Annotated in this window: 16 protein-coding genes, 1 pseudogene and 1 riboswitch; of the genes and pseudogenes, 3 read left to right on the top strand and 14 right to left on the bottom strand. The window is 63.8% G+C overall.

The window, feature by feature from the left end; all coding sequences use genetic code 11:
• Window positions 1–545: 545 nt before the first annotated feature.
• The 6 genes and pseudogenes from Q0687_RS13015 to Q0687_RS13040 form a co-directional block, all read right to left on the bottom strand.
• Window positions 546–1,199 (bottom strand): annotated as a pseudogene (locus tag Q0687_RS13015) (phosphomethylpyrimidine synthase ThiC); the annotation flags it as partial.
• 164 nt (window positions 1,200–1,363) lie between these two features.
• A complete protein-coding gene (locus Q0687_RS13020; protein ID WP_298877108.1) occupies window positions 1,364–1,972 on the bottom strand; it encodes a thiamine phosphate synthase in 609 nt (202 codons plus the stop codon).
• Window positions 1,959–2,741 (bottom strand): thiazole synthase, encoded by a 783-nt coding sequence (locus Q0687_RS13025; RefSeq protein WP_298877111.1) that lies wholly within the window; start codon window positions 2,739–2,741, stop codon window positions 1,959–1,961. Before Q0687_RS13025 ends, Q0687_RS13020 begins: the two co-directional genes overlap by 14 nt.
• Before the next feature lie 172 nt (window positions 2,742–2,913).
• Window positions 2,914–3,111, bottom strand: coding sequence for a sulfur carrier protein ThiS (gene thiS, locus Q0687_RS13030; RefSeq protein ID WP_298877112.1), 198 nt, complete (start codon window positions 3,109–3,111; stop codon window positions 2,914–2,916).
• A gap of 7 nt (window positions 3,112–3,118) precedes the next feature.
• Entirely contained in the window at window positions 3,119–4,129 is a 1,011-nt protein-coding gene (locus Q0687_RS13035; protein WP_298877114.1) for an FAD-dependent oxidoreductase, read from the bottom strand.
• A riboswitch (TPP riboswitch) is annotated at window positions 4,117–4,261 on the bottom strand. It overlaps the preceding gene by 13 nt.
• A 153-nt stretch (window positions 4,262–4,414) precedes the next feature.
• Window positions 4,415–4,960 carry a lytic transglycosylase domain-containing protein gene (locus tag Q0687_RS13040; RefSeq protein ID WP_298877116.1) on the bottom strand — a complete coding sequence of 182 codons (546 nt, stop codon included), beginning with the start codon at window positions 4,958–4,960 and terminating at the stop codon, window positions 4,415–4,417.
• A gap of 245 nt (window positions 4,961–5,205) precedes the next feature.
• Between Q0687_RS13040 and Q0687_RS13045 the strand changes: the two genes are divergently transcribed.
• On the top strand, window positions 5,206–5,436 hold the full coding sequence (locus Q0687_RS13045) for a hypothetical protein (RefSeq protein WP_298877119.1): 231 nt from the start codon (window positions 5,206–5,208) through the stop codon (window positions 5,434–5,436).
• A 9-nt stretch (window positions 5,437–5,445) separates the two neighbouring features.
• Here Q0687_RS13045 and Q0687_RS13050 read toward each other — a convergent pair whose 3' ends face one another.
• Together Q0687_RS13050 and Q0687_RS13055 are read right to left on the bottom strand one after the other, a co-directional pair.
• On the bottom strand, window positions 5,446–6,771 hold the full coding sequence (locus Q0687_RS13050; RefSeq protein WP_298877122.1) for an ATP-binding protein: 1,326 nt from the start codon (window positions 6,769–6,771) through the stop codon (window positions 5,446–5,448).
• A gap of 12 nt (window positions 6,772–6,783) precedes the next feature.
• Window positions 6,784–7,524, bottom strand: coding sequence for a response regulator (locus Q0687_RS13055; protein WP_298877124.1), 741 nt, complete (start codon window positions 7,522–7,524; stop codon window positions 6,784–6,786).
• Between the two features lie 181 nt (window positions 7,525–7,705).
• On the opposite strand from Q0687_RS13055, the gene Q0687_RS13060 reads away from it, so the two are divergent.
• Together Q0687_RS13060 and Q0687_RS13065 are read left to right on the top strand one after the other, a co-directional pair.
• Window positions 7,706–8,284, top strand: a complete 579-nt coding sequence (locus Q0687_RS13060; RefSeq protein ID WP_298877126.1) for a hypothetical protein — start codon at window positions 7,706–7,708, stop codon at window positions 8,282–8,284.
• Between the two features lie 217 nt (window positions 8,285–8,501).
• Complete coding sequence (locus tag Q0687_RS13065; RefSeq protein WP_298877129.1) at window positions 8,502–9,032, top strand: PRC-barrel domain-containing protein; 531 nt, start codon at window positions 8,502–8,504, stop codon at window positions 9,030–9,032.
• A 174-nt stretch (window positions 9,033–9,206) separates the two neighbouring features.
• Here the strand turns inward: Q0687_RS13065 and Q0687_RS13070 are convergent, their stop codons facing one another.
• From Q0687_RS13070 to Q0687_RS13095, 6 genes are all read right to left on the bottom strand, one after another.
• Entirely contained in the window at window positions 9,207–10,415 is a 1,209-nt protein-coding gene (locus tag Q0687_RS13070) for an ABC transporter substrate-binding protein (protein WP_298877132.1), read from the bottom strand.
• A gap of 297 nt (window positions 10,416–10,712) precedes the next feature.
• Window positions 10,713–11,540, bottom strand: a complete 828-nt coding sequence (locus Q0687_RS13075) for an ABC transporter permease (RefSeq protein WP_298877135.1) — start codon at window positions 11,538–11,540, stop codon at window positions 10,713–10,715.
• Window positions 11,537–12,799 (bottom strand): ABC transporter permease, encoded by a 1,263-nt coding sequence (locus tag Q0687_RS13080; RefSeq protein WP_298877147.1) that lies wholly within the window; start codon window positions 12,797–12,799, stop codon window positions 11,537–11,539. The genes Q0687_RS13075 and Q0687_RS13080 overlap by 4 nt, the downstream gene beginning before the upstream one ends.
• A gap of 202 nt (window positions 12,800–13,001) precedes the next feature.
• Window positions 13,002–14,051, bottom strand: a complete 1,050-nt coding sequence (locus Q0687_RS13085; RefSeq protein ID WP_298877150.1) for an ABC transporter substrate-binding protein — start codon at window positions 14,049–14,051, stop codon at window positions 13,002–13,004.
• A gap of 48 nt (window positions 14,052–14,099) precedes the next feature.
• Complete coding sequence (locus Q0687_RS13090) at window positions 14,100–15,209, bottom strand: ABC transporter ATP-binding protein (RefSeq protein WP_298877153.1); 1,110 nt, start codon at window positions 15,207–15,209, stop codon at window positions 14,100–14,102.
• A 134-nt stretch (window positions 15,210–15,343) separates the two neighbouring features.
• Window positions 15,344–16,912, bottom strand: a complete 1,569-nt coding sequence (locus Q0687_RS13095; RefSeq protein WP_298877156.1) for a DUF4403 family protein — start codon at window positions 16,910–16,912, stop codon at window positions 15,344–15,346.
• Window positions 16,913–16,924: the final 12 nt, after the last annotated feature.

Consider the following 16,924-nt stretch of genomic DNA (forward strand, 5'->3'; position numbering starts at 1 on the left):
AGATGAGCTACAAATGTCGCATATCTACGTATGAATCACCAAACGATGCCTATTTCTATGTGAAATACCCAGAAAAAGAAAGTTGTTTCTAGTGGAAGATTACGAAAAGTAATACATCAAACGAAAACAACATGTTAGCGCAGATGCATAGCATAACCCAACATATCAATCTCTAATCTAAAGATCCGTAAAAAGAGGAAATTTCTACTGCAATATCAAGTGAAAAGAAAATGATTGCACATCTACATGATGATACCACAAGAGAATACTTTCTTTTCCTACACAAAAAACGAGCGCGAAAAAAGCTTCACAGAAATTGCGGAAGATATACGAAAAGAGAAAACGGAATGTTAGCACATTCACGTCACTGAATGGATCCATCCCTAAGTTAAATAGACATTAACGGAAACGCCCATTTCTTGGGTGGGTAATGGCTAAAAAAAATATATCATCTACGAGATCAAAAGAAGTAAAGATACGAAAAGAGAAACAAGATCTAGAAGGAAGAATATAAAACAAACAAACCTGGCTGAACTTGAGAGGATGATCTTCACCAGGAAGTTGCGGCCGATGATCATCGGCTCCAGTTCCGGGTGGTTGATGTTGGCGGGGATGATGGCGCGGCCGCGCGCGATCTCTGATCGCACGAACTCCGGGGTGATGAAGGCGGGCACCGCGGCGCCAAAACTTTCGCCGTCGGCAAGGGCTGCTTCCGCGCGCTCGAGCTGCTGCTTGCGACCGAGGTTTTCGCGGGCGGCGACGTAGATCATCTCCTTGGTGATGATGCCGGCGCGGGCGAATTCCAGTTGCGTGATCTTGTGACCGTCGAGGCCGCGCAGCGGCTTGTGATAGGCCGAGAAGGCGCGCGCGGCGTTGTCGGTGGAGACGCTGCCATTGTCCTCCGGCTTGATCTGCCGGCCGTCATATTCCTCGACGCCGCCGCGCTCCAGCACCCATTGCTTGCGGCCACGGGCAAGGCCGGCGTTGACGTCGATGGTGACGGAGGGATCGGTGTAGGGCCCCGAGGTGTCGTAGACCGGCAGGTTCGGTTCGCCGGCGCCTTCAGAGAGGATGATCTCGCGCAGCGGTACGCGCATATCGGGCGCCGCATCGGGGGAGGCGAAGATCTTTCGCGAGGAGGGAAGCGGGCCGGTGGTGACGGCGGGGACGGTCTTGTCGGGGTTGGAGCGGATGTTCATGGGATCCTCCGTTGAATATGATTATCGCGTCGTCGCGTGCTGTTCGTCATCCTGAGGTGCGAGCACTTGCGAGCCTCGAAGGATGGAGCCGGGCCGTCGCCCTTCGAGGGCCGCTGAAGAAGCGGCCACCTCAGGGTGACGGGAGAGATAGGGTGCGAGGCGCATCACGCGGCCTCCTTCGACTGGCCGAGCCACTGCCGCACCCGGGCATCCGGGTCGGCGTTCTGGGTGACGTCGCTGACCACCGCGATCGAATCCGCGCCGGCGGCAAAGATCTCCGCGGCGTGCTCGAACTTGATGCCGCCGATCGCGACCAGCGGGATGGGGCCGATGCGCTTCTTCCATTCCGTGATTTTTGGAATGCCCTGCGGTTCGAAGCGCATCGATTTGAGCGTGGTGAAGAAGATCGGGCCGAGCGCGACGTAATCGGGCTTGGCCTTCAGCGCGGTTTCAAGCTCCGCGTCGTCGTGCGTGGAGACGCCGAGCGAGAGGCCGGCCTCGCGGATCGCCTTGAGGTCGGCCTCAGTGAGATCTTCCTGGCCGAGGTGGAGATATTTCGCGCCGGCGACGATCGCCGCGCGCCAATAATCGTTCACGACGAGTTTTGCTGGCGTGCCCTTGGTGATCGCCAGCGCGTCGGTGACGATCTGGAGCGCCTCGGCATCGTTCAGATTCTTCGCGCGCAGCTGGATGGTGCCGACGCCGAGTTTTGTCAGGCGTTCGACCCAGGCCAGGCTGTCGACGACGGGATAGAAACGATCAGGATACGGCATGCCAGAACGGGGTCCCAACGACAGGGGTTGAAGGAGAAGCGAAATCGCGGGCGTTCATCAGTCCGGCCTCGTACGCGGTGCGGCCGGCTTCACACCCGAGGCGGAAAGCCCTGGCCATCGCGACGGGATCGGCGGCCTTGGCGATCGCGGTGTTGAGCAGTACGGCGTCATAGCCGAGCTCGAGCGCTTCCGCCGCGTGGCTCGGTGCGCCGATACCGGCATCGACCACCAGCGTGATATCAGGCAGCCGCTCGCGCAGCAGTCTCAACGCATCGCGGTTGATGATGCCTTTGGCGCTGCCGATGGGAGCTGCCCACGGCATCACAACCTTGCAGCCGGCATCGACCAGCCGGTTCGCGACCGAGAGGTCTTCCGTGCAATAGGGGAACACTTCAAAACCGTCCTTGATCAGGATGGTGGCGGCTTCGACGAGGCCGACGACGTCGGGCTGTAGCGTGTCGTTGTCGGCGATGACCTCGAGCTTGATCCAGGTGGTGCCGAACAATTCGCGCGCGAGCTTGGCCGTGGTGACAGCCTCGCGCACGCTGCGGCAGCCGGCGGTGTTCGGCAGCACCGATACGTCGAGCTCGCGGATCAGCTTCCAGAACGCATCCCCGGTCTTGCCGCCGGCGGATTCGCGTCGCAGCGACACCGTGACGATGTTCGAGCCCGAGGCGCGGATCGCGTCCTGCATGATCGCAGGCGAAGGATAGAGCGCGCTGCCGATCAGCAGGCGGGAGTCGAAGGTCTTGCCGTAGAAGGTCACCATGTGGAAGGTGTCTCCTCAATCTTCACTGTCGTCCCGGCGAAGGCCGGGACCCATACCGCGTGATTTTTCTTGGGGCACGATGGCAGAAACCTTCCATCCCAATGAAGGGCGGTGGTTATGGGTCCCGGCCTTCGCCGGGACGACGGGGGGAAAGAGTGTGCCCACATCTCCTTCACCCTCCCTGCCGCGGCGTGATGATCTCGATCTCGTCGCCGGCCTTTAGCGCGGTCTCGGCCCAGCGGCTCTTCGGCACGACGTCGTAGTTGAGCGCGATGGCGAAATGGGTGCCCTCGTAGTCGAGCTCGGAGAGCAGCGCGTCGACGCTGGCTGAACTGATCTCGCGCTGCTCGCCGTTTACGATCACAATCATTGCACGATCACGCGCATTGCATCACCTCGTTGTCGATCTGGCCGCGCTCGACGAAGTTGAGCGTCAGCTCGGCGAGCGCAGGGGCGATCAGGAAACCGTGGCGGTAGAGCCCGTTCACGCTGATCTTGCCGCCACGCACGCCGATGCGCGGCAGATTGTCGGGATAGGCCGGGCGAAGGCCCGAGCCGAATTCGACGATACGGGCTTCGCCGAACGCCGGGTGCACGGCATAGGCCGCGCCCAAGAGTTCCAGCGCGGAGCGGACGCTGACGCCGGTGTCCTCGGCCTCGATCGAGGTCGCGCCCAGCATGAACATGTTATCCTCGCGCGGGATCACGTAGAGCGGCCAGCGCGGATGGATCAGACGTACCGGGCGCGACAGCTGCACCTCGGAGCTCTCGATCAGGATCATCTCGCCCTTGACGCCGCGCAGGCCCGGCTGCTCCTCGCGTGCGGTGAGGCCGCGGCAGTCGATCACCAGGCCGTCAAGATCGCTCGCGCTGACGTCGCTGCCGAACTTGATGGTGCCGCCGGCGGCCTTGATGCGCGCATGCAGCTTCGGCAGCACGCGGCGCGGCTCGACATGGCCTTCGGTCGGGAAGAACAGTGCATCGCGGAAGCGGCCTTCCAGCGACGGCTCGAGCCCGGCCAAGGCCGCTGCATCGAGCCGGCGATGGCCTTCGGTCATGCGGGCAAAGCGCTCGAAATCGTTGCGCTCGCGCGGATGCGCCACGACGAGCGAGCCGTTGAAGGGGGTGTCAGGCAGTTCGCGCCGCCAGATGTCCAGCGAGCGCAGCCCCAGGCGGCTGATGAGGGGTTCGGCGACCTCCGCCTCGCAATAGGGCGCGAGCATGCCGCCGGCCCAATGGCTGGTGGAGGCGGTCATGTCGGCGTCACTGCGCTCGTGTAACGTCACGGCGTGGCCGGCCTGCGCGAATAACAGCGCCTGCCAAGCTCCGGCAATGCCTGCGCCGATGATGGATACCGGGGAATCCGGTCGATTGGTCGTCTGCAACATCCCTGTCCCTTCGCCGGCATGACCCGGATCAGGTTCAAAGGGTCACCGCGGTCCTGGGCAGGCTTGCTGAAGTGCAGGCTTGCCCATTTAGCGGTATCTCAGCTCCTCCTCGGAGCACCCCTCGGAACGGCTCTAATGTAGGACAGCGGAGCGGGGTGGTCAACGCGTTAGCCACAAGGCTGTCATTCCGGGGCGGTCCAACGGACCGAACCTCAGGTGCGCAATTGCGCACCGGGGAATCTCGAGATTCCGGGTTCGATGCTTCGCTTCGCCCCGGAATGACGATTAATCGTGGAGCGCCTGCGCCCGCGCGTTGCGGACGTGCTGGGCGAGCTTGCGATGCGGAACCGGGCCGAACATCGGCTGCGGATTGCCGTTGGATTCCAGCTGAGGCTCGAAGCTGGCCAGTTGCACGGCTTCCTGGCGCTGCCGCTTTGCGGCGTAGTAATAGCCGCCCGCGAAATAGCGCACGGCTCGGTCGTGGTCGCCATTGGCGGCGTGATAGGCGCCGGCGAGGTATTTCACCGCGTAGGTGAGATTGGTGTTGGGGTCGCGCAGGCCGGCGGCATCGCCGGTGTAGCCGAGGCCGCGGGCCGTCGCGAGCTTGATCTGCATCAGCCCGATGGTGCCGCCATGGCCGACGAGACCAGGCTGATAGCGGCTCTCGCGCATGATGACGCGATGCACCAGCGCCTCTGGCACGCCGTTGGCGCGCGCATGCATCGCGACCATCTCGGCGTAATCGGCCTGGCCTGCGATTGCGGCCTGCGACGACATCAGTGGAAACATGATTCCTGCCGCAAGCAGCGCGGCAACGCGTAGAATTTTCATAAGATGTCCCAGACGACCCTGAGTGCAGTTCTTGAGTAGCTTGGCCCGGTTGCCGTTAGGCCTGCCGAACGCGGCGATGATGTGGCCAAACGCCGCCGGCCCCGTTTTTGCGGCGCCGAGCCGCCGTTACGACTCAATTCTGGCGCAGGAGTTATCTCAGGCGGACAACTCGCGACAGCGACCCTGTCTATTCGCGCTTGCCAGCGAAAGCGAGTATGAAGCCCTCGCGAATCGGGAGAGGTGCCATGACAAAAACAACCATGGTCAACACCCATAGCGGCGACATCTCCGGACGAGATGTGCCCACCCAGAATCCATGTGCCCAGTGCGGCGCGCCGATCGCGCAGCCAGACTGGATCGAGCCGGGCGAGGGGCGGGTCTCCTATCTCTGGAACTGCCACGCCTGCAATTATCGCTTCGAGGCGATCGCGATCTTCGACGAGCCGGCGATCGAGTATCCGCCGCTCGCGGCCTGAGATGTTGGCTTAAGCGGCAAGCCGCGGCTGCTGCCAGACCGGCAATTGCATCCTCACGATCAGCCCGTGCGGCTGGCGGTCGTGCAACGACAGCTCGCCGCCATGGGCGAGCGCGATCGCGTGCGCGATCGACAGGCCGAGGCCGAAGCCGATGGAATCGTCCATGGTGCGGGCGTCGTCGCCGCGCACGAACGGCTCCAGCATCTCCTGCTTGCGCGCGTCCGAAATACCGGGGCCGTCATCCTCGACGTCGATGACGAGTTTCGTGCCCGAGACATCGAGGCGGATCGTCACCTCGGCGCCGAAGCGCACCGCGTTCTCGACGAGATTGGTGACGCCGCGATGCAGATCGTCGGGGCGCGCGGCCGCGGTCGCAGAGGGCGGGCCGTCATAATGCACGACATGGCCCATGTCGCCGAACTGGTCGGCGATCAGCTGCAGGGTGCTGGCGATATCGACCAGCGTCACCGCTTCGATCTTGCGGTCGTTGCGCAGCAGTGACAGCACGCTCTCCAGCATCGAGCGCATCTGGTCGAGGTCAACAAGCATGCGCTTGCGATGGCCCTCGTCCTCGATGAACTCGGCGCGCAGGCGCAGCCGCGTGATCGGGGTGCGCAGATCGTGGCTGATCGCCGCCAGCATCCTGGTGCGATCCGACATCAGCCGCGCGATGCGCTCATGCATGCGGTTGAGCGCCCGGGTCGCCGCGCGGATCTCTTCCGGACCGCGCTCGGGCAGCGGATCGGCCGTGCCATCCAGGCTGAAATTCTCGGCCGCCTTGGCAAAGGAGGACAGCGGCGCTGCCAGCGCGCGCGCGGCCCACAGGCCGAGCACGGTGATGGAGATGAAGGCGGTCATCAGCGTCACCAGCCACGGCGCGCCCCAGAACCACGGGCGCGGGCCGCTCTCGACATGGCCTGCGATCACGGTGCCGTCGGGCAATTCCACGCCGATGCGGCGGTCATCGCCCTCGGGCGCGAGCTGCACCAGCTTGTAGCCGCGGGCGAGATGACGGCGGATCCCGCGCAGGTGCGGGGCTTCGCGGTCGTCGACCATCGCCGCCGCGCCTGATGCCAATGTCTCAAGGTTGAGCTTCGGAAAAGCGCGCGCGAGATCTGCGATCAGCCGCGGCCGTTCGTCCGGCCTGGCCGAGCCGAGCAGCAGCGCTGCATCGGTCAGTTGATGCGCGCCATCCGGCGGGCTGTCCGGGCGGTCGGGGCGGCTGAGCAGGAAGGCGGTGGTGACGACGAGATGCAGCGTGACGGTCGAGGCCAGCACCAGCGCAGCCATCTGCCCGCCGATGCCCTTGAGGTGAAAGAACCCGAACGGCCTCATCTCAAAGCCCCGTCAGCTGCTCAGGGGCGCGGTAACCGCTTCCGTTCTGGGCGTGAACAAATAGCCGCCGGAACGCACCGTCTTGATGATGGTGGGATCGGACGGGTTGGGCTCAATCTTGCGGCGGATCCGGCTGACCAGCACGTCGATGGAGCGCTCGAACGAGCCGGTGCTGCGGCCCTGCGTCAGGTCGAGCAGGCTGTCGCGCGACAACACACGGCCGGGACGCTCGCAGAAAGTCCTGAGCAGGTCGAACTCGGCGCTGGTCACCGCGACGCGGGCGCCCTCCGGATTGCGCAGCTCACGCAGGCGCAAGTCGATCCGCCAGCCTTCGAAGGAGAGCGTCGAGGCGCCCTCGATCGAGCTCGCGGCCTGGGCGGAGGCCTGCCGCCGCAGCACCGCGTTGATGCGGGCGAGCAGCTCGCGCGGGTTGAATGGCTTCGGCAGATAATCGTCCGCACCCATCTCGAGGCCAACGATGCGGTCGACGTCCTCGCCGCGCGCGGTCAGCATGATGATCGGCGTCTGTGCCTCGGAGCGCACCTTGCGGCACAGGCTGAGGCCGTCTTCGCCTGGGAGCATGACGTCGAGGATGATGAGATCAACGCGGTGGTCGACCATGGCACGCGACATCTCGCGGCCGTCGCTCACAGCGGTGACATTGCAGGCGTTGTTGCGCAGATATTTCGCAATCAACGTCCGGGTCTCGCGATCGTCCTCGACGACCAGGATATTGGGAGAAGGAATGGCCATGGGCCTTGTTTGTCCAAGATTCGGGCCAAAAGGCGAAGATTATTGTTTCAGTGTGTTTCCGGGCGAATGTCCGCAATACCCCGCAACGACGGCGTCGTCGTCCGGCAAGGTCTCGTTAAGTCGGTTAACCATACCGTGGCGCAGTTGCGTACGAAACCCCGCAAAAACCACGGTGCACTCAATGACTTCGATTTCGGCGAACTCCGCCAGTCATCACCAGTCGCCGCTGCAGCGACTGCAGCAGGAATTGCAATCGGAAGTGTCTGACGGCACGATCTCGTCGTCCGACCAGTCCGCCCTCGGCACTGCCCTGCAAGACATCGATACGGCGCTCCAGCAGGGCCGGTCCAGCGACCAATCCAGCGGCACCAAGCCGTCCCAGGATGGCCTGAAATCCAAGATCGACGACCTCATCTCCAATGAGGTCTCGAACGGCACACTGACGTCGAGCCAGGCCGACGAGCTGAAGGGCGTGTTTCAGTCTGCCTTTGCCAAGGGACCGGGCGGTCCCGGCGGCGCGGGTGGTCCGCCTCCCGGTCCGCCGCCGTCGGACGACGGCTCTTCGGATTCCTCGACGTCGTCGACGGACCCGACGAGCAGCACGTCAACCGACAGCAGCACGGCGAAGATCCTCGAGCAGTTTCTCCAGGCGCTGCAGCAGTCGCAGTCTTCGTCGAATTCGTCATACGGTGCCAATGGCAGTGCGACGAGCGCGAGCGGCACGGACATCTCTGCGCTCCTGATCGACTACAAGAGCTGACCTGAGCGACGAAAGGCCAGCGCGTTCCTCGCCGCCATCATGCTTCATCCCAGGGCGCATAATTGTCGGCGGGGAACTGTGCATGTCGCACGTTCCAGGAACTTTTCCTCGTGCCGCAGCGCCGCAAGAAGCGTGACGAAATTGCCGCACGCTAGGAACTGTGCGTCCTCGTCGCTGTTCTCTCCGCACAAGTTTTCTGCTGAAGGAGAGGACAACAATGTTGATGAAATCGATCGCCGCCGGCCTTGCCGGCACCGCTTTGCTTGCCACCGTTGCGTTTGCACAAAATCCGGCTGTCACAGAGAAGTCGCCGACCGCTTCGACTGCGACCACCACGACCACGAGCGCTTCGGGTGAATGGCGTACCTCGAAGATGGACGGCATCAAGGTCTATAACGAGGCCAACGAGAACATCGGTTCGATCAGCGACCTGCTGATGGACAAGAGCGGTGCGGTCAAGATCGCCGTGATCGGCGTCGGCGGTTTCCTCGGCATGGGCGAGCATCTGGTCGCCGTTCCCTATGAGAAGCTGAAGTTCGTCAACGAGGCTGTGGCCTATACGGGCACCAGCGCGAACCCGAACGCCAAGCCCGCCGCGACCACGACGACGGGCGCTGCGACCGGCACCGCCGAAACCAAGACGACGACCACCACCTCGTCTTCGTCGAAGTGGTATCCGGACCACGCCGTGTTCAACGCGACCAAGGACCAGCTGAAGGCCATGCCCGAGTTCAAGTACTCGGAGTAATGCGGCTCTGAACAGCTAAACGAAGCGCGCCCGGTTTTCACCGGGCGCGCTGTCGTGTCGTTTTTTCTATCGTCATTGCGAGGAGCGAAGCGACGAAGCAATCCAGAGCTATCTCTGCGGATGCATTTCTGGATTGCTTCGCTGTGCTCGCAATGACGGAAGATAGACAGTGCCTCACTTCACCAGCGGGCAGCCGCCCTTGTCGAGCGGACGGAAGGCTTCGTCGCCGGGCACGGTGGCGATCAGCTTGTAGAGGTCCCACTCGCCCTTGGATTCTTCCGGCTTCTTCACCTCGTACAGATTCATGTCGTGGACCATGCGGCCGTCGATGCGGATCTTACCGTTCTTGGCGAAGAAGTCGTTCACCGGCGTCTTGCGCATCTGCTCCATCACCTTCGGCGCTTCGTCGGTCTTGATCGCTTCGATCGCCTTCAGATAGTGCATGGTCGCCGAATAGAGGCCGGCCTGAATCATCGTCGGCATGTGGCCGACCTTGTCGTTGAAGCGCTTGGAGAAGGCGCGGGTCTCATCATTCGTGTCCCAGTAGAACGCGTCGGTGATGATCAGGCCCTGTGTCGCCTTGACGCCGAGCGCGTGAACGTCGGTGATCTCCATGAGCAGGGCGATCATCTTTTGGCCGCCTTGCGTGATGCCGAACTCGGCAGCTTGCTTCAGCGCATTGGTGGTGTCGCCGCCGGCATTCGCCAGCGCGACGACCTTGGCCTTGGAGGCCTGGGCCTGCAGCAGGAAGGACGAGAAGTCCGACGAGTTGAGCGGATGGCGGACGTCGCCGAGCACCTTGCCGCCGCTCTCCTTGACGACGTTGGCGGCGTCGCGCTCCAGAGCCTGGCCGAAGGCGTAGTCGGCGGTGACGAAGAACCAGGTGTCCTCGCCGCGCTTGACCATCGCCTTGCCGGCGACGTTCGACAGCGCATAGGTGTCGTAGGTCCAGTGCACCGTATTGGGTGAGCAGGCGGTGCCGGTGATGTCGGACGAGCCACCGCCGGAATTGAGGTTGATCTTGTTCTTCTCGCGCGTCAGCGCGGAGATCGGCAGCGCGACGGAGGAGGTCGGCACGTCGAGGATCGCGTCGACCTTGTCGTTGTCGTACCAGTTGCGGGCGATGTTGACGCCGACGTCGGGCTTGTTCTGGTGGTCGGCGGACACGACCTGGATCGCGACGCCCGCGACCTTGCCGCCGTAATCGGCGACGGCCATCTCGACAGCGGCAAGCGAGCCCTTGCCGGTCGCGTCGGCATAGAGGCTCGACATGTCGGTGAGCACGCCGAGCTTAACAACGTTGTCGGAAATTTGGGCCTGAGCTGCGCCGCAACTTGCGGCGACGGCGAAGCCGGCCGCGACGGCGGCGATGAGTTTGTGCATATATTTTCTCCCTTGGCGTTGTTGTTTGGGCTTTGTTGCGGGGACTGTTCTAGCCACAAACCGACGCGGGAGCAAAGGCGGGGATGTGTGACGTGGGGTGAGAATTAAGCAGGGGTCTCCGGTGTTTTTTCCCTCTCCCCTTGCGGGAGAGGGTGGATCGCCGCGTAGCGGCGAGACGGGTGAGGGGTATCTCTCTGCACGAGGAAACTCTCAATTGAATGTGCGGAGAGATACCCCTCATCCGGCGCTTCGCGCCACCTTCTCCCACAAGGGGAGAAGAAAGAAGAGCGGTGCCCGTCAGCCGCCGCCCTTCAGCCGTTCATTGCGCCGGCGCAGGCCCTCCAGCGTCGCGAGCAGGATGACCGACACCGTCGTCAGGATCACCGCAGCGGCCGTGATGGTCGGGCTGATGTTCTCGCGGATGCCGCTGAACATTTCGCGCGGCAGGGTGCGCTGCTCGGGCCCCGCCATGAACAGCACGATCACCACCTCGTCGAAGCTGGTCGCGAAGGCGAACAGCGCGCCGGATGCCAGGCCCGGCAGGATCAGCGGCAGGATCACGCGTCGGAACGCTTCCAGCGGCGAGGCGCCGAGCGAGGCGGCGGCGCGGGCGAGGTTGGTGTCGAAGCTTTGCAGCGTCGCGCCGACCGTGATGACCACGAACGGTGTCGCCAGCGCGGTGTGAGCGAGGATTAGGCCGAGATAGCTGCCGGTGAGGCCAATCGGCGCGAAGAAGAAATAGAGGCCGACAGCGGTGATGACGCCGGGCACGACGACCGGCGAGAGCACGAAGGCCAGCACCAGCGGCTTGAACCGGCTCTTCCACTGCGCGAGCCCAAGTGCGGCCAGCGTGCCGAGCACCATGGACAGCAGCGTCGACGCGACGCCGATGATCATGCTGTTCTTCAGCGCGTTCATCCAGCGCGGTGAACTGAGGAAGTCGTCGTACCAGCGCAAGGAGAGGCCCGGCAACGGATAAGTGAGGTAGGAGCCCGAGCTGAACGACAGCGGCATGATCGCCAGGATCGGCGCGATCAGGAAGATGAACACCAGCGTCGAGATGACGATGGTTCCGGTCCACGCGATGCGCTGGCTGGGTGTGCGCAAGGAGGATGCATCGCTCAATTCTTCATCCCTCCCGTCACCTGTTGGCCCTGCACCAGCTTGCCGTAGACGAGCGCGAGCAGGATGGTCGCGAGCAGCAGCACCGCGCCGAGCGCGGAGGCAAGGCCCCAATTGGCCGTTTCGGTGGTGTAGAGCGCGATGAAATAGCTGATCATCTGGTCGGCGGCGCCGCCGACGAGCGCCGGCGTGATGTAGTAGCCGAGCGCGAGAATGAAGACGAGCAGGCTGCCCGCGCCAATGCCGGGCAGGGTTTGCGGGAGATAGATCCGCAGGAAGGCGGTGAGGGGCGGGGCACCGAGCGAGGCGGCGGCCCGCATGTAGGCCGGCGAGATCGCCTTCATGCTGCTGTACAGCGGCAGGATCATGAACGGCAGCAGCACGTGGGTCATCGCCACGCAGACACCGAAGCGGTTGTAGATCAGGCGCAGCGGTTCGTCGATGATGCCGAGCCAGTGCAGGCTGTCATTCACGATGCCTTTGCTCTGCAACAGCACGATCCAGGCGCAGGTGCGGACCAGAAGCGAGGTCCAGAACGGCAGCAGCACGAAAATCATCAGGAGGTTCGATCGGCCCGGCGGCAGCGTTGCCAGCAAATAGGCGACCGGGAAGCCGAGGATCAGGCAGAGCACCGTGACACCAAGGCTGATGAGGAAGGTGCGGGCGAAAACCTCGCGGTAGATGGCCTGATCCGACGGGGCCGCGACGATCGCGCCGTCCGCGTTCCTGACGAGGTCGAGCGCCCCGAGTAGGTAGAAGCTGGTGAGCGGACCGCTGGCGTTCCTGATCGTCGTCCAGGTGGCGCGATCGCGCCAGGCTGCGTTGATCTTGCCCAGCGTCTCCCTGGCGGTGCCGGGCTCCGGCATTGCTTTCAGATTGCGTGCGGTGCTGGTGAGGATGGTGCGAAAACCGTTCAGGGCGTAGTTGAGCCGCTTGGCCGCGATCGCGACGGTGCCGGCAGTGCGAGCCGCCTGGATGTCGCTTGCCAGCGCCGCATAGGTGTTTTCATCAGGCAGATCCTTGCCGTCCCAGCTGGCGAGAGCCGCGACCGTTTGCGGCAGAACCCGGCGCACCTCGTGGTCATCGACCGCGCGCCACAGCATGCCGGCGATGGGCCCGGCGAAGGTGAACAGCAGAAACAGCAGCAGCGGAACGACCAGCGCCAGCGCCTTGAGCTGGCGCGCGCGCTCCGCCCGCTTCAAGCGGCGCTTGAGCGGCACGTTGGCTGCGGCATTCGCGCCGGTCAGGGACGCTGTGGTCATCGAGAGTGCCTTTTGGAGAGGCCGGAGCAAGCGCCTCGTCCTTCGAGACGACCGCTTCGCGCTCTCCTCAGGATGAGGCTCTCCGAAGTCGCTGCCGCACACTCCGTCCTCATCCTGAGGAGCCCGCCTAAGGCGGGCGTCTCGAAGGATGGCCGCAACGAAACTTCTCTCAATGCCCGTCGCATGCCGGTTCGGCCGCGCGTTACTTCGCGGCCCATTTGTTGAAGCGCTCGGTCAGCTTGTCGATGTTCTCGAGCCAGAACGCGACGTTGATCTCGACCGCGTTCTTGATGTTGTCAGGCGCGGTCGGCAGGTCCTTCAGCACGGCGGGCTGCAACAGACCGGCTGCGTCCTTGTTCGAGGTGCCGTAAGCGATGTTCTCCGACAGCTTCGACTGGTTCTCGGCCTTGCCTGCAAAGTCCAGGAACTTGTAGGCCGCGTCCTTGTTCGGACTGCCCTTCAGGATGACCCAGCTGTCGAGCGTGAACAGCGCGCCGTCCCATACCATGCCGAAGTTCTTCTTCTCGTTCTTGTTCGCGGTGTCGATGCGTCCATTGTAGACTGAGGTCATCACCACCTCGCCGGAGGCGAGGAGTTGCGGCGGCTGCGCGCCGGCCTTCCACCAGACGAGGTCGCCCTTGATGGTGTCGAGCTTCTTGAATGCGCGGTCGACGCCCTCGTCGGTCGCCAGCACTTTGTAGACGTCCTGCGGCGGGACGCCGTCGGCCATCAGTGCGATCTCGAGCGTGGTCTTCGGGCCCTGACGCAAAGCGCGCTTGCCGGGGATTTTCTTGGTGTCGAAGAAGTCGGCCCAGCCCTTCGGCGCGTCCTTCAGCTTGTCCTTGTCGTAGCCGAGCACGAAATCATAGAGGATGGCGCCGACGCCGCAGGGATTGACGGACGGCTTGATATAGGCGCTCTCGCCGCCGATCTTGGAATAGTCCAGCTTCTCGTAGAGGCCTTCCTCGCAGCCGACCGCGAGTTCGTCGCTCTCGACCTGGACGAGGTCCCAGGTTGCGGCGCCACCCTGCACCTTGGCACGCAGCACGCCGACGCCGCCGTCCCAGGATTCGTCGTTCATGGCAACGCCTGATGCTTTCTTGAACGGCTCGAAATAGACTTTCTTTTGCGCATCCTGATAGGCGCCGCCCCACGATACGACGGTGAGGTCACGCGCCTGCGCTGACGTGGCCAACGCTGCGCTGGCGCCGAGCGCCGCGATGAAACCCAGAGCAATCTTGCGCTTCAGCATGGTCCTTGTTCCTTCTTCAGGTGAGTTGCATTGAGGTTGATCGATCAATCAAACGGGGTCGAGCGCGAGGCAGTCCTCGGGGCGGAAGGTGATGAAGACATCTTCGCCCGATCTCAGGCTGTCGTGCGCGCCCGGCTGCAGCTTGACCATGAACTCGCTATTCCCGGAGACATCGAGCACGGCCAGCGCGTGGTCGCCGAGATAGATGGTGTTTTGGACTTTGGCCGGCAGCCGGTTCGGTTGCTCGCCGGGGGTGCCATCCATCAGGATGGAGACCCGTTCGGGCCGCACCGACAGTGAGGTCGCAGCGCCCGTGCCCGATACGTTGACCGCGCGGGCCACGACGGTGCCGCCGGCCTTAAGCGCGACGCGACAATAGTCCTTGTCGACCGTCTCGACGCTGCCTGAGAGCACGTTGTTCTCACCGACGAAATTGGCGACGAAGCTGTTCACCGGATGCTCGTACAGCGCATCGGGCCTGTCGATCTGCTGCACGATGCCGTCGTTGAACACGGCGATGCGGTCCGACATGGTGAGCGCTTCGCTCTGGTCATGGGTGACGTACACGACGGTGATGCCCATGGTCTCGTGCAGCTGCTTGATCTCGAGCTGCATCTGCTCGCGCAGGCGCTTGTCCAGGGCGCCCAGCGGCTCATCCATCAGCACGAGCTGCGGGTTGAACACCAGCGCGCGGGCCAGTGCCACGCGCTGCTGCTGGCCGCCGGAGAGTTGCCCGGGCCGTCGCTGCGCCAGCGCTTCCATCTTGATCATCCGCAGCGCCGCCTTGACGCGCTCCTGCGTTTCCGCCTTGCCCGTCTTGCGGACGGAGAGCGGAAAGGCGACGTTCTCCTCGATCGTCAGGTGCGGAAACAAAGCATAGTTCTGGAACACCATGCCGATGTCGCGCTTGTGCGGCGGCATGTTCTTGATCGGGCGGTCTGCAAGATAAATCTCGCCCTGGGTCGGCACCTCGAAGCCGGCCAGCATCATCAGCGTGGTCGTCTTGCCCGAGCCCGACGGGCCGAGCAGGGTGACGAACTCGCCCTTCCTGATGTCGAGATCGAGGTTCTTCACCACGAGGTGCTCGCCATCATAGGTCTTCTGGATGCCGGAAAAGCGCACCAGCGCCGGCGCGGATGTGACGATGCCGGCTTCCATGATTCCTCGCGATATCCCCTGCAATACTCTGCGCACCTCGGTAGAGGTTGCGACGATCAGCTTAGCATCCTCCAACGAGAATGCCAGCAACGCAAGCGCCAAGGGGTTGCGCGGCTTGCCCGCTTGACGGCGCGCTACATGCCCGACAGCTTGGTCACGGTCACGTTGAGCGTGCCACCGGCTTCCGCAACCACGCGCAGCGTCTTGGAATCGAAGGCGATGTCGGCCAGCGTGAGGCTGTCGATCTTCGTATCGACCTTGAGGCCGTCCTCGCTCTTCTGGTAATCGGCGATGGCGGCCGCGATCTTCTCGCGCGCATTGGCGGCGATCGGCTTCAGGTCGAGCGTCGCCTTCTGCACCAGCGCCTGCTGCAACTGCGGCACCACCGCGCGGGCTGCGGCGCCGAGCAGGCCGAAAGCTGCCTCGGATTCCACCGCAAGCTGGATGTCGGCGAGCCGCAGCGTCTGCTGTGCCTCGTCGAGCATCGGCCGGCCCCAGATGTGCACGGTCGCCTCCGCGCCGAGCCCGAGCCAGCTCTTCTTCTCCTTGGCGCGCACCAGAAGCGAGATCAAGAGCCGCTCGCCCGACGGGACGACGTTGACGCTTTTGATCGTGACGTCGACCGGGCCGGAGCCGTCCTCGGGATAGGTGTGGCCGACCAGCTGGGCCGAGATCAGCTTGTTGATCTCGGTGAAGGGCACGTCGATGGGCACGGCGATGTTCACGCCTGTGCCGGTCGGCGGCACGATCGAGATCTTGTCGGGAAACGGGCAGTCCGGCTTGGTCTGGGTCGACGTCACGCGCGTCTCGGCCTCGAGGCCAAGCAGCAAGGTCACGTTTTGCGGATCGACGCGCGGCTGCGCCGCGATGGCGCGGGTCGGCTTCATTTCCAGCCAGAGCGGCGGCAGCGACGCCGAGGCGCCGGTGCCCTGTAGCGGGATCGAGCGGCACGCCTTGGCCCATTGCACCTTGGCGTTGTCGCGCAGGCTGGGGTCGTTGCGGATGCGCTCGGCGACGACGTTGAGCTGCTCGCCGACGGTCTTGTCGATCAGCGGCTTGACCTGCGCGGGCACATTGACCCTGGCGCCGGCGACGTTGACGTTGGTGTCGCCGAGATTGACCTGCGCGCCGAGATTGGGCTCGAGATGCCAGGCGGCCGCGAGCTTCGGGCGCGAGGTGACGACCACGCTGCCCTTGATCTCGGCGCTGGCATTCAGGTTCTTGATGTTGACCGCGCCGATCCGTTTCGCCGCGTCGCCGCCGAGCACGCTGCCCAGCGCATCGCCGAGTGCGCCGGTGGCTTTCGCCGACAGCGACCCCGTCACGTTCAGCTTGCCGGTGATCGGCGTCGACAGCGTCAGCACGTCCTTGTCGCCGGTCGCCGACATTGGTCCGCGCGCGGCGGTCCAGCCGATATCGGCATTCTCCAGGATCTGTGAGACCGGGTTGTCCGCCTTGCCGGCGAAATTACGCGGCGCGGCCTTCTCGGCCTGGTCGCGGATCGCCGACAGCGCGATCGCGACCGGGGCCACCACGATCGAGCTCTTGGAGGCCGGCGGCAGCGGCGGCAGCTCTGCGATCGCGGGCGCATTGTTGGTCGCGCGCGGCGACAGCCAATCCATCACCTTCAGGCTGATGAAAAACGACGCCGCGAGCACGGCGGCGCCGATCAGCACGGTCTTCAAGTTCAAGGTCAGACGCATCAATCCCCCAGG

Origin of the sequence: uncultured Bradyrhizobium sp., assembly GCF_936928535.1 — a bacterium.
Lineage (GTDB): Bacteria > Pseudomonadota > Alphaproteobacteria > Rhizobiales > Xanthobacteraceae > Bradyrhizobium.

Coding starts and splice junctions, on each gene's coding strand:
- Q0687_RS13020 (WP_298877108.1), bottom strand. CDS start 1,972: ATGCCGTATCCTGATCGTTTCTATCCCGTCGTCGACAGCCTGGCCTGG.
- Q0687_RS13025 (WP_298877111.1), bottom strand. CDS start 2,741: ATGGTGACCTTCTACGGCAAGACCTTCGACTCCCGCCTGCTGATCGGC.
- thiS (WP_298877112.1), bottom strand. CDS start 3,111: ATGATTGTGATCGTAAACGGCGAGCAGCGCGAGATCAGTTCAGCCAGC.
- Q0687_RS13035 (WP_298877114.1), bottom strand. CDS start 4,129: ATGTTGCAGACGACCAATCGACCGGATTCCCCGGTATCCATCATCGGC.
- Q0687_RS13040 (WP_298877116.1), bottom strand. CDS start 4,960: ATGAAAATTCTACGCGTTGCCGCGCTGCTTGCGGCAGGAATCATGTTT.
- Q0687_RS13045 (WP_298877119.1), top strand. CDS start 5,206: ATGACAAAAACAACCATGGTCAACACCCATAGCGGCGACATCTCCGGA.
- Q0687_RS13050 (WP_298877122.1), bottom strand. CDS start 6,771: ATGAGGCCGTTCGGGTTCTTTCACCTCAAGGGCATCGGCGGGCAGATG.
- Q0687_RS13055 (WP_298877124.1), bottom strand. CDS start 7,524: ATGGCCATTCCTTCTCCCAATATCCTGGTCGTCGAGGACGATCGCGAG.
- Q0687_RS13060 (WP_298877126.1), top strand. CDS start 7,706: ATGACTTCGATTTCGGCGAACTCCGCCAGTCATCACCAGTCGCCGCTG.
- Q0687_RS13065 (WP_298877129.1), top strand. CDS start 8,502: ATGTTGATGAAATCGATCGCCGCCGGCCTTGCCGGCACCGCTTTGCTT.
- Q0687_RS13070 (WP_298877132.1), bottom strand. CDS start 10,415: ATGCACAAACTCATCGCCGCCGTCGCGGCCGGCTTCGCCGTCGCCGCA.
- Q0687_RS13080 (WP_298877147.1), bottom strand. CDS start 12,799: ATGACCACAGCGTCCCTGACCGGCGCGAATGCCGCAGCCAACGTGCCG.
- Q0687_RS13085 (WP_298877150.1), bottom strand. CDS start 14,051: ATGCTGAAGCGCAAGATTGCTCTGGGTTTCATCGCGGCGCTCGGCGCC.
- Q0687_RS13090 (WP_298877153.1), bottom strand. CDS start 15,209: ATGGAAGCCGGCATCGTCACATCCGCGCCGGCGCTGGTGCGCTTTTCC.
- Q0687_RS13095 (WP_298877156.1), bottom strand. CDS start 16,912: ATGCGTCTGACCTTGAACTTGAAGACCGTGCTGATCGGCGCCGCCGTG.